The sequence below is a fragment of the Bradyrhizobium sp. genome (genome assembly GCF_049581145.1).
Classification (GTDB): Bacteria; Pseudomonadota; Alphaproteobacteria; order Rhizobiales; family Xanthobacteraceae; genus Bradyrhizobium.
The window spans coordinates 1-10,244 of sequence record NZ_JBAURI010000404.1; the positions used below are offsets into that span (position 1 = coordinate 1).

The 10,244-nt window shown below is 64.7% G+C and carries 10 protein-coding genes; 3 read left to right on the forward strand and 7 right to left on the reverse strand.

Features of this window, described 5'->3' with window-relative positions:
- Positions 1-566, forward strand: a 566-nt coding sequence (locus tag WCB02_RS13025) for a TRCF domain-containing protein (protein ID WP_423958637.1), incomplete at its 5' end; no start/stop codon positions are given.
- 80 nt (positions 567-646) lie between these two features.
- Here WCB02_RS13025 and WCB02_RS13030 read toward each other — a convergent pair.
- The 5 genes from WCB02_RS13030 to WCB02_RS13050 form a co-directional block, all read right to left on the reverse strand.
- Complete coding sequence (locus tag WCB02_RS13030) at positions 647-1,045, reverse strand: PRC-barrel domain-containing protein (RefSeq protein ID WP_423958638.1); 399 nt, start codon at positions 1,043-1,045, stop codon at positions 647-649.
- 89 nt (positions 1,046-1,134) lie between these two features.
- The gene (locus tag WCB02_RS13035) at positions 1,135-2,367 is read right to left on the reverse strand and encodes a GGDEF domain-containing protein (RefSeq protein ID WP_423958639.1); all 1,233 of its coding nucleotides are present in this window, start codon (positions 2,365-2,367) and stop codon (positions 1,135-1,137) included.
- A 148-nt stretch (positions 2,368-2,515) separates the two neighbouring features.
- Positions 2,516-3,814, reverse strand: a complete 1,299-nt coding sequence (locus WCB02_RS13040) for an MFS transporter (protein ID WP_423958640.1) — start codon at positions 3,812-3,814, stop codon at positions 2,516-2,518.
- A 236-nt stretch (positions 3,815-4,050) separates the two neighbouring features.
- Positions 4,051-4,500, reverse strand: coding sequence for a MaoC family dehydratase (locus WCB02_RS13045; RefSeq protein WP_423958641.1), 450 nt, complete (start codon positions 4,498-4,500; stop codon positions 4,051-4,053).
- 10 nt (positions 4,501-4,510) lie between these two features.
- A complete protein-coding gene (locus WCB02_RS13050) occupies positions 4,511-5,002 on the reverse strand; it encodes a MaoC family dehydratase (RefSeq protein WP_423958642.1) in 492 nt (163 codons plus the stop codon).
- 136 nt (positions 5,003-5,138) lie between these two features.
- Here WCB02_RS13050 and WCB02_RS13055 point away from each other — a divergent pair, with 136 nt between their 5' ends.
- Positions 5,139-5,912, forward strand: coding sequence for an IclR family transcriptional regulator domain-containing protein (locus WCB02_RS13055; protein ID WP_423958643.1), 774 nt, complete (start codon positions 5,139-5,141; stop codon positions 5,910-5,912).
- A 14-nt stretch (positions 5,913-5,926) separates the two neighbouring features.
- Here WCB02_RS13055 and WCB02_RS13060 read toward each other — a convergent pair whose 3' ends face one another.
- Together WCB02_RS13060 and WCB02_RS13065 are read right to left on the reverse strand one after the other, a co-directional pair.
- Positions 5,927-7,429, reverse strand: a complete 1,503-nt coding sequence (locus WCB02_RS13060; protein WP_423958644.1) for an AMP-binding protein — start codon at positions 7,427-7,429, stop codon at positions 5,927-5,929.
- 62 nt (positions 7,430-7,491) lie between these two features.
- Positions 7,492-9,270, reverse strand: coding sequence for an extracellular solute-binding protein (locus WCB02_RS13065; RefSeq protein WP_423958645.1), 1,779 nt, complete (start codon positions 9,268-9,270; stop codon positions 7,492-7,494).
- Between the two features lie 324 nt (positions 9,271-9,594).
- Here WCB02_RS13065 and WCB02_RS13070 point away from each other — a divergent pair.
- A partial coding sequence (locus WCB02_RS13070) for an invasion associated locus B family protein (RefSeq protein WP_423958646.1) occupies positions 9,595-10,244 on the forward strand: 650 nt, incomplete at its 3' end.

Here is a 10,244-nt window from a genome sequence, read left to right on the forward strand (position 1 = left end):
AGTCCGGCCATATCAAGGAGGTCGGCTTCGAGCTCTACCAGTCGATGCTGGAAGAGGCGATCATCAACCTCAAGGCCGGCATCGTCGAGCCCACCGCCGACCGCTGGTCGCCGCAGATCACGATCGGCATGCCTGTGCTGATCCCGGAGGACTACGTGTCCGACCTGCCGGTGCGGCTGTCGCTGTACCGCCGGCTCGCCGATCTCGAGACCGACGAGGAGATCGAGAATTTCGCCGCCGAAATGCGCGACCGCTTCGGCGTGCTGCCGGACGAGGTGCGCTATCTGTTCAAGGTCGCCGCCATCAAGGGCTATTGCCGCAGGGCCAATGTGGAGAAGGTCGATGCCGGACCGAAGGGCGCCGTCATCAGCTTCCGCGACAACAAGTTCGCCCAGCCCGACCGTCTGGTTTATTTCATCCGCCAGCATGGCCAGGCCGCCAAGGTGCGCCCGGACATGAAAGTGGTGTTTCTGCAGGGCTGGGAGACGCCGGAAGAGCGGTTGACCGGAACCACCGAGATCCTGCGCCAGCTCGCCAATCTCGCGGAGAACAAGAAGGCGGCGTGACTGCGACCTATCGGCGTCATTGCGAAAACAGCCGCCCGCGTTGCCGCCGACGGCTGCCGTCATTTCGGAATGCGCGACGCTTACTTCGGATATTTGAACTCCGGCGCTTCCTTCAGAGCTTCCTTGGTGGTGTTCATCGACGCCAGCCACTTGTTGTCCTTGCTGTCATAGCGGACGTTGACCGACGATGGCGACACCGCGACATAGTGTTCGTCCATGCCGAGGAAGCCGCCGACCGAGAGAATCAGCGCGTCGACCTCGTGATTCTTGATCGCGAGATCGGTGATCTCGCCGATCGTCTGGTCCTTCTGGTTGGTGACCGAAAGGCCCTTCAGCTTCGAGCTGAACATCTCGTCCTTCGACACCGTCGAGAATTTCGCCTCGGCGGGCGCGTTGCCGGTGGTGGTCTTGGCGTTCTCGGCGAAGGCCGGGCTTGCGAGAACGGCGAGGGACGCGACGATCAGTGCAATCTTTTTCATATTCTCCTCCAGTGCAGACTTGCGGGTGCAGATTTGCGGCTGACCAATGCAAGGAGGGAACGATTGTTCCGAGCATCCGTTGAGACGCGTCAGGACGCCGCGCGTTCGGTATTGTCGTAAAGCCTGTCCAGCAGTGACTTCACTGTGTCCGTCGACTGCAGGGCCGCGACGTTCACGCTGGTCTCGGAACGGCCGGCGCGTTTGCCATAGGAGGTCTGGCGCATCACGCTCGCCAGCCGCCGAGCGATGGCGTGCGCCGAGCGCAGATCAGTGTCGGCGAATACCACGACGACGGAATGCGCGTCATGAACGGTGCCGAAATCCATCTTCCGCATCAGCCGGCTCAGGATCCTGCCGCCGTCGAGATGCGCACGCGGGTTTGTCACCGGAAAGGCAAACCGCGCGATCGACAATCCGCCGCCATGCGACTTCGCCTGCTTGACCGCAACGGCGAAATCGCGATCGAAGGCGGATTTCGTCAACAGGCCGGTTTGCGGATCGAGCATCCCGCCGGCCTCGATCGAGCGCAGCGCGCGGCTCAGCCGGGCCTCGAATGCGCGCTGGCGGATCAGCGGCAGCGCATAGGCCGCGACATCCGCCGGCTGGCCGGAGATCATTTCGAGATTGGCCAGACCGTAGGCGGGCGCCAATTGCCCTGAGGTCACCACGACCGGCAGGTTGCGGAAGCGCGCATCCTCCGACAGCACCGTGAGAAACGCATCCTCGACGCGCGCGGTAAAGCCTTCGCCGAGCAGGATGCCGTCGATATCACGGGTGTTGAGATGGTTCGCGGCCGCCTCGATGCTGAAGGCGCCGACCACGCCGATGCGTTCGCCGAATGCGACCGACAGCGCGGGAAAGGCGCCGCCGCGCCCGACCAGCAGCACGGTGGCATCACGGATGGGATCTCCGTCGGGCAATATCTCTTGCACGCTCCGCGGATCGCCAAGCCGGCGCAGCACGGTTGCGTGCAGCGCCCGGATCCGCAGTGCGGCGTGCAGCCGAGCGACCAGCCGATCGAAATTGCCGTCGGCTGACATGAATGGAATGGCGTTCGACGGCAGCGAGACCTTCGGATCGACCGCGATCAAGGGAAGATAGGGTTTTGCACTGGCACTCTGTTTCGCGAGCGGCTCGAGATGCGGGTCACCCGCGCCGGCCATCGCGGCTAAGATCGCGGCAGGTTGCAGCTGCGCCACCGCACGCGCGGCATCGGCAAAGGCCACTTCGATCAGCGGGAACAGCTTCGCCGCGTCAAGCGAAGGTAGAAAGGACGGCCGCACTTCGTTCGAGACGACGAGGATCGGGCCTTGCTGCGACATCAGGGATCGGTGCTCTCGGGAAGGGAGTGCTCCAATCCTAATTCGCCGACGTTAACGCGCCGTCAACAAAGTTCCCGCGGCTCGGAGGCGGAAGCCGTCCAAGCCTTGCCGTCGCCACGATTTGGTCTCTGTTCGACCAGCATCGAGTTCAGGCTGGTTCGGACAGAGGCAGCGTTGCGCCGGCTTTCGGGACGCCGATGAGCAGCGTGACCATGCCGATCGCGAGCAGGGCGCCCACGGCATCGAGAGGCTGATAGATATTTCCCGTGGCGACGCTCATCCATCCGATGAAGGCCGGGCAGACCGCGCCGCCAAACGAGCCGATCGCGCTGATCAGCGCAATGCCGCCGGCGGCCGCATCTCCTTCCAGTGTGGCGTTCGGGATGGTCCAGAACAAGGACAGGATCGCAAAGATCCCGATCGATGCCATCGCGAGCAGCAATACCGTGAGCGCAACATTGTTCCGGGCAAGCTGCAGCGCGAGGAAGCACGCCGCCGCGGCCAGACCGCACAGTGCAACGTGCCATTGGCGCTCCATCCTGCGATCCGAGCTATAGCCGATTGCGACCATGCCGAGCGCCGATACCACCGAGATCGCGCCGCTCAGCCAGCCGATGTCGATGGCGGTGGCCACGCCCACGCGTCTCAGCAGCGTCGGCGTCCACAGCAGGATGGTGTTGAGCGAACAGAAGAACGCAAAATAGATGAAGGCCAGCAGATAGACCTTCGGTTCGCGAAGCGCTGCCGCGAAGCTGCGCGTTGCCCGCGCCGCCCGGCGATCTTCCGCGAGGTCGTGTTCCACACGCAGCTTCTCGTCGGCGCCGAGCCACGAAGCCGATCGCGGACCGTCGGGCAGATAGCAATAGGCGACGCCACCGAGCAGCACGGACGGCAGGCCTTCAATGATGAACAGCCATTGCCATCCGGAGAGCCCGTGAGCGCCGCGCATGCCGTCCATGATCAGGCCGGAGAGCGGACCCGCGATGACGCCGCCCAGCGGCACCGCCATCACGAACAGGCTCGTCATGCGGCCGCGAATCCGGTCCGGAAACCACAGCGTGAGATAGAACAGGATGCCCGGAAAGAAACCGCCCTCGGCGGCACCGAGCAGAAAACGCAGCGCATAGAGCTGGTACTGGTTCTGCACCAGCGCCAGCAGAACCGTCACGACGCCCCAGAGCATCATGATCCGCAGCAGCGTCTTGCGGATGCCGATGCGCGCCAGCAGCAGATTGCTGGGGACTTCGAGCGCAACGTAACCGACCGAGAAGACTCCCGCCGCCAGACCGAAAACGGCGTCATCGAGCTTCAGATCCTGCAGCAATTGCAGCTTGGCAAAGCCGATGTTGAAGCGGTCGACGATCGCCACCGCATAGCATGCCAGCAGAAACGGAATCAGCCGCCAGGCAATTCGTCCGTAGGGACCGGATTCGATCGGCTTTTGCATGAGGTGCCTCCCTGATTTTGTTGTTTTATCGCTTGGCCTGTCGGCCTCGGGCTGCTGGCGCTTGTCGGAGCGGCATCTCTGCCGATCCGATGACGCCGACGGTCCGCGCATTTGCTGTGTCCGCCTCCTCGTTCCTTTCGCCAAACAGCTTCAGGGACGAACGAACGCTGCCGAAACGGATTTCGCGGACCGGGAAGAGCATTGGCGCAAAACGCGCTCCTGCCGCGCGGCCGCCTTCAGCCGGCCTTGGCCATGACCGGAAACTCCACCATGGCTTCGCCGATCGCGACCTTCTCGTCGTTCTGATTGAGCACCATCACGTCGATCAGGACCCAGCGGGATTTGACGGTGGCCTGCTTGGCCTTGACGATGCCTGTCGGCCGAATGGTGTCTCCCGGCTTCACCGGTTTGACCCAGCGCGTTTCCAACCGGCGATGGATGGCGCCAGCGGGCTCCGCCCAGTCGGTCAGCATGCGTGTGATCAGCCCGAAATTGTTCATGCCGTGCATGATGATGCCGCCGAAACTGGTCTTGCCGAAACTGCCCTTCATGTACTCGTCGTCGAGGTGCAGCGGGTTGTAGTCGAGCGAGGCGTCGCAGAACAGGCGGATCGACTCGCGCGACACCGCGAAGGCGGGTCCGTTGACGGCATCGCCGGCGGCCATAGTCTCGAATGTCACGATCATCTTTGCTTCCTTACATCGGACGGATGGTCTGGCCGCGACCCGAGCAGATCACGTCGCCGCGCTGGTTGAAGAAGACGTTGTCGTGCACCACGAACAGCCGCTCACGCTTGATGAACTTGTCGAGCGCGCGCGCCTGTAGCGTGATGGTGTCGCCGGGCCGGGCCGGAATGTTGTAGCTCCAGGCTTGTCCGGCATTGACCGTGCCAGGGCTGCGCATCCAGTCATCGGCCGGGGTGCAGGCGAACATCAGCAGGATGTGGATCGACGGTGGCGCGATCAGGCCGCCATACCGGCTGGCCGTGGCCGCGGCCTCGTCGAGATAGAGCGGATTGGTTTCGCCGACCGCCCTGCAATACAGCGCGATCGCTTCCTTGGTCAGTTGGTATGGCAGGGTCTTGCGCGGCTCGCCGGGCACGATCTCGTCCCAGACCTTGCGCAGCTGTGCGTCCTTCCAGAAATCGGTCTCAAAGGTCGCGGCCGCAGAACTTTCTGCTTGCTCCATCGCGTCTGCTCCCAGTACAAGTTGGTGTGTTCGCCTAGCGAACAGTTTAGTCACTAGATGAACATTTGGTAGCGCGGCCGATCCTGCCTGGCAAGTGGCCAGGGTTTTGGGGAGGCTTTCGCTGGGGGGGTTTGCGATGGGGAAGGACAGCGACAGCTTCGTGCGAGCGATCGCGCGCGGCTTTTCGGTGATCGAGGCGCTCGGCAGACCCCCCGGACGGCACACGCTGGCCGAGACCGCGGAAGCTGCCGGTTTGAATCGCGCCACCGCGCGCCGTATTCTGGCGACGCTGGTCGGGCTGAAATATTGCGCGATCGACGGACGCTATTTCATGCTGCGGCCGCGGGCGCTCGGATTGGGACTTTCGTACCTGAATGCGCTGCCGTACTGGGCCTACGCGCAACGCGCACTCGAGGATCTGCGCAACGAGCTCGGGGAATCCTGTGCAATGGCCGTGCTCGACGAGGACGACATCGTCTATGTCTCTCGCCTGCCGGCGCGCCGCATCCTCACGGCGCATCTTGGCCTGGGAAGCCGTTTGCCGGCGCATCTGGTCTCGCTCGGTCGCGTGCTGCTGGCGGCGCTTCCCGCCGAGCGGAGGGCTGCCTACCTCGCCGGCGCAACGTTCAAGCCGGTGACGCCGCGCACGGTGACCGATCCGCGACGTCTCGGCGACGTGCTCGCGCGGGTCGAGAGCGACGGTTACGCCTGGGTGGACGGCGAACTCGATCCGGCGATTTGCGGCATAGCCGTCCCGTTGCGGGATCCGCCGGGATCGGTCGTCGCCGCGCTCAGCGTCAACACGATCTCGGGAACGATCAGCGAAGCCGGCGCAAGGAAGAAGTTTCTGCTGCCGCTAAAGAAGACCGCGCAGGAAATCCGAAGCCAGATGATGACTGTCGTGCTTTGAGCTGCGGGATTTGCCTAGCCGGGCGTGCCGCGGTCGCGAAACGCTTCCACCATCAGCGGGTTGAGCCCGAGCTCGATCAGGGCTTCGCGGGCCCGCGCATTGTCGTGGGCGCGGCCGGCGAGGCGATGGCCGCTGAGGCGATCGGGCAGGGCGGTGAGCAGCGCGCCTTGCCCGAGCCGGCGGCCCCATTCCTGCAGATCGGACGCCAGGAACCTGTAGCCGCCGACCGCCATGACACCCGAGGGCGGCGCGGTCACCGAGACCGCGCCGGTCGATCGGTCGATCCGCGCGGCATATTCGGTATCGACGTAATCGCGGGGCGGCTGCGGCATCAGCGAGTCGCTGGTTGGCGGCGGCGGCGCATAGGCGGCGACCGCGACCATCGGTCCGCGAAGTCCCAGAGTGCCCCTCGGCGTGATCAGGATTTCACCCGAGATCGATGATCCCGGCAGTTCGCGCGGCGCGCCATGCAATCCCGGCTTGACCTCCGCCGGGGCGCCGTCATCGCCGCGGCGGGCGCAGAACAGGCCGGCCTCGCCGAACAGATAGGCGTCGGTCAGCGAGGCCTGCTGCGCCGTCCAGCGTGGGCTCGATACCACCTGCTCCGGCGCGCGCCACATCCCGATCACATTGCGCAAGGTCGGCATGCGCGCGGCCAGGTCGAGCTCGTCGAGCCGCAACACCACCGGCGCCGGCGCGATCAGGGTGTCGCAGGCGAGCTCCGCCATTTGGCGTTCCAGCGTATCGCCGTCGAAGGGGTGGTGCAGGGCCAGCGTTCCGCCCGACAGCAGCCAGACCGCGACCGAGGCGGACAGGCCAGCGAAGGAGGAGGGCGCGAAGGCCGACATCACGGTGGCGCTTTGCGGCACGTCGCTCTCGAGCGACAGCGCAAGCCCGCCTGCGATCACGCTCAGATGGGTGCGCGGCACCGCGCGAAATCCGTCGGCGGTGACGTCGAAGGAAATGATCGCGGCCTTGCGGCCGTCCTGGATGATGGAGCGCGCGGTGTTCGAGGGTTTCGCCAGCGCCTGGTCGAGCGAAGCCATGCCTTCCGGCAGATCGCTGCCGAAGCCGCAGACATGGCGGATCGAAAAGGCTTCCGCCGCCGCATTCATGGCGAGATCGGCATGACTGACGCCGTCGATCTTGCTGGCGGTCACGATCGCCCGCGCGCTGGTGCGATTGAGCGCCGCGACCAGCTCGGCCTGGCGCCACAGCAGGGGAAACAGCGCGACCACGAGACCGGCGCGATGCGCCGCCAGCACGGTCAGCACGAACTCGATGGTGTTCGGCAGTTGCACCGCGATGACCGAATGGGTCGGCAGCCCGGCTTCGATGAAATGCGCCGCCAGCGCCGAAATCGCGCGATCGGCCAGTTCGTAGGTCAGGCGTCTGGGCGGCTGGCCGGTGACGCGCAGCTTGTTGCGTGGATCGGCCAATGCAGTGGCATCGGGCTTGCGCGCCAGGATGCGCTGGAACAGCGCGTCGAGCGTTGGCGATGCGTTGCTCTGGTTCACCTCGTTGCCCCGCCTTTCGATCCTCTGCTCCATCGAACCGCCCCCAAATCACTTGCGTGCAGTCACTTCGATTGCAGTCGCTTGGTTTGCGCTTCCGGCCTTTGCCACCAGCTCTCCGGCAGGTACCCGGCCAGAGAAGTGATCGCAGGCCGTTCTATCCGATTCCATCGCGCAATCCATTGTTCGCCGGCGTTAAACACCGGAATTGCATAGACACCCGACATCAGCGCCCGGTCCAGGGCGCGCACCGCCGAGACGAAACCGGCGCGGTCGCGCGCCGCCAGCAGGGCGGCAATCATGGAGTCGATCGCGGGATCCCTGGCGCCCATGTAGTTGCGGGTTCCCTCGGTGCTGGCGGCCGCGCTGCCGAAGTAGAACGACTGCTCGTTGCCCGGCGACAGCGACTGGTCCCAGCGGTTCGGAATCATGTCGAAGTCGAAGGCGAGGCGCCGCTGATCGAACTGAACGGGATCGACGGCGCGGACCGTGACGGCAATGCCGGCGCGCTTGAGGTCATTGGCATAGGCCAGCGCAATCCGCTCCTGGTCGCGGGTCGTCACCAGGATCTCGAACGAAAGCTGCGCCCGCGTCGAACGCTGGCGCAGCATCGTATCGTCGAGGTCGTAGCCTGCTTGCGACAACAGCAGCAGCGCACTGCGCAGGCTGACGCGGTCGCGTCCCGAGCCGTCGGTGACGGGCAGGCGATAGCTGCCGTCGAGAATGTCGGGGGCGATATGCGATGCGAACGGCCTCAACAGCTCCTGCTCGCGCGCGTCGGCTGGCGTCCGATAGGCTGACAGCTCCGATCCCGCGAAATAGCTCGCGCTGCGCGCATAGAGTCCGAAAAAGTAGTTGCGGTTGATCCACTCGAAATCGAACAGCAGCAGCAGGGCCTGTCGCACCCTGGGATCGGCGAACACCGGCCGGCGGGTGTTGAAGACCAGAAATTCCGAAGGTTCTGGCAGGCCGGTCTTGAGGGTATCGCGGACCACCGCGCCACTGGTCGCGGCCGGAAAGTCATAGCCGTCGTGCCAGCGCAGCGGCTCAGTCTCGACCCGGAAATCATAGAGGCCGCGCCTGAAGGCTTCGAACGCTCCGTTGGCCTCGCGATAGAAATCGAACCTGATCTCGTCGAAATTCCAGAGGCCGCGGTTGACCGGCAGATCGCGTCCCCAATAGTCGGGATTGCGCGTCAGCGTGACGCTGGCGCCGGGCTTCACCGCGCTGACGCGATAGGGGCCGGAACCAAGCGGCGCGGCCAGCGTGGTGTCCTCAAAGTGCGCGACATCGACGGCATGGCGGGGCAGGACCGGCATCAGGCCCAGGATCAGCGGCAATTCGCGGTCATTGGCGCCTTCGAGGTCGAAGCGCACCGTCAACGGGCCGATCGCTTCGGCCTTTGCGACCTTGGAATAATACTGGCGATGGTTCGGTCGACCGTGGTCGCGCAGCAGCGCCCAGGAAAACAGCACGTCGGCTGCGAGCACCGGCGTGCCATCGGAAAAACGCGCCCGCGGATCGAGATGGAAGGTGACGTAACTTCTGGCATCGTCCGTCTCTATGCTTCTTGCCAAGAGGCCATAGAGCGTGAAGGGCTCGTCTTCGCCGCGGGCCATCAGGCTTTCGACCACATAGCCGCGGATTTGTTGCAGCGCGATGCCGCGAACGATCAGGGGATTGAGGCTGTCGAAGGTGCCGAGCATGCCCCAGGTAAGCCGGCCGCCTTTGGGCGCGTCGGGATCGGCATAGGGCATATGGTTGAAATCGGCGGCAAGCGCGGGCGCGCCCTGCATGGCGATGGCATAGCTCTCAGCCGCCGAGACCCGCGCAACGTCCAGCATCAACGCGATGCCGCAAGCGAGTAGAAACCCGACACCTGCGTGCAGGCCTATACGCCTAACAACCAGCATTGGAACGCGCGGATTTGATTCGGTACGGGCTCACGTGTGAGTTTTAGCACAGCGCCTGAGATGAAGCGGATTGGCTTCGTTAAATATGCCTATCGGCATTGATCTTTCCGCGCGCCACGGTATGAAGGCGGGCAATTGAGGAGGGCGGCGGGAACCGGTCACGTATCCGCCTCAATTGACTAGGAGACAGCCGCGCTCAACGGCTAGATGTGGCGCCTCCGGCACGGCGCTCCCGTTCAGAAAGGGTTTTCCGCAATGAATTTCTGTATCTTGGCCGCGTCGGTCCGGCCGCGTGGGCGGGTCCTCGCCCTGTTGGCGGCAACCGCGCTGGCTGCTCCCTTTGCCCTGGATGTCCCGGCTCGAGCCCAGACGCCGCCCGCCCCCAGGGCGAGGGCCGCGCCGAAGGCTTTGCCGAAAGCGCCCGCTGCGGCCCCCGAACCCGGCCCGGCAGCCCAGGCGCAACCGGCCCCCGGCCAGCAACCTCCGGCGGACCAGCAGATCCAGTTGATCTATGCGCCGTGGACGAAGTTCTGCCTCAAGGGCCAGGACGCCAACGCCAAGCAGGTCTGCTTCACCGGCAAGGACGGACGCATCGAGTCCGGCCAACCGGTGGTCGCCGCCGTGATCATCGAGCCGGAAGGCGAGCCGAAGAAAATCCTGCGCGTCACGCTGCCGCTCGGCATGCAGCTGGTGCACGGCACGCGCATCATCGTCGACAACAACCAGCCGCAGCAGAGCCCTTACGTGATCTGCTTCGCCAATGGCTGCATGTCCGATTATGAGGCGACGCCTGATCTGATCGCCAACATGAAGAAGGGCCAGAACCTGGTCATTCAGGCGATCAATGCCAATGGCGCGCCGCTGACGCTGCCGCTGCCGCTTGCGGAATTTGCCAAGGCCTATGA

What these genes read in the sequence shown, in the direction of transcription:
- WCB02_RS13030 (WP_423958638.1), bottom strand. Translation starts at nt 1,045, where the DNA reads ATGAAAAAGATTGCACTGATCGTCGCGTCCCTCGCCGTTCTCGCAAGC.
- WCB02_RS13035 (WP_423958639.1), bottom strand. Translation starts at nt 2,367, where the DNA reads ATGTCGCAGCAAGGCCCGATCCTCGTCGTCTCGAACGAAGTGCGGCCG.
- WCB02_RS13040 (WP_423958640.1), bottom strand. Translation starts at nt 3,814, where the DNA reads ATGCAAAAGCCGATCGAATCCGGTCCCTACGGACGAATTGCCTGGCGG.
- WCB02_RS13045 (WP_423958641.1), bottom strand. Translation starts at nt 4,500, where the DNA reads ATGATCGTGACATTCGAGACTATGGCCGCCGGCGATGCCGTCAACGGA.
- WCB02_RS13050 (WP_423958642.1), bottom strand. Translation starts at nt 5,002, where the DNA reads ATGGAGCAAGCAGAAAGTTCTGCGGCCGCGACCTTTGAGACCGATTTC.
- WCB02_RS13055 (WP_423958643.1), top strand. Translation starts at nt 5,139, where the DNA reads ATGGGGAAGGACAGCGACAGCTTCGTGCGAGCGATCGCGCGCGGCTTT.
- WCB02_RS13065 (WP_423958645.1), bottom strand. Translation starts at nt 9,270, where the DNA reads ATGCTGGACGTTGCGCGGGTCTCGGCGGCTGAGAGCTATGCCATCGCC.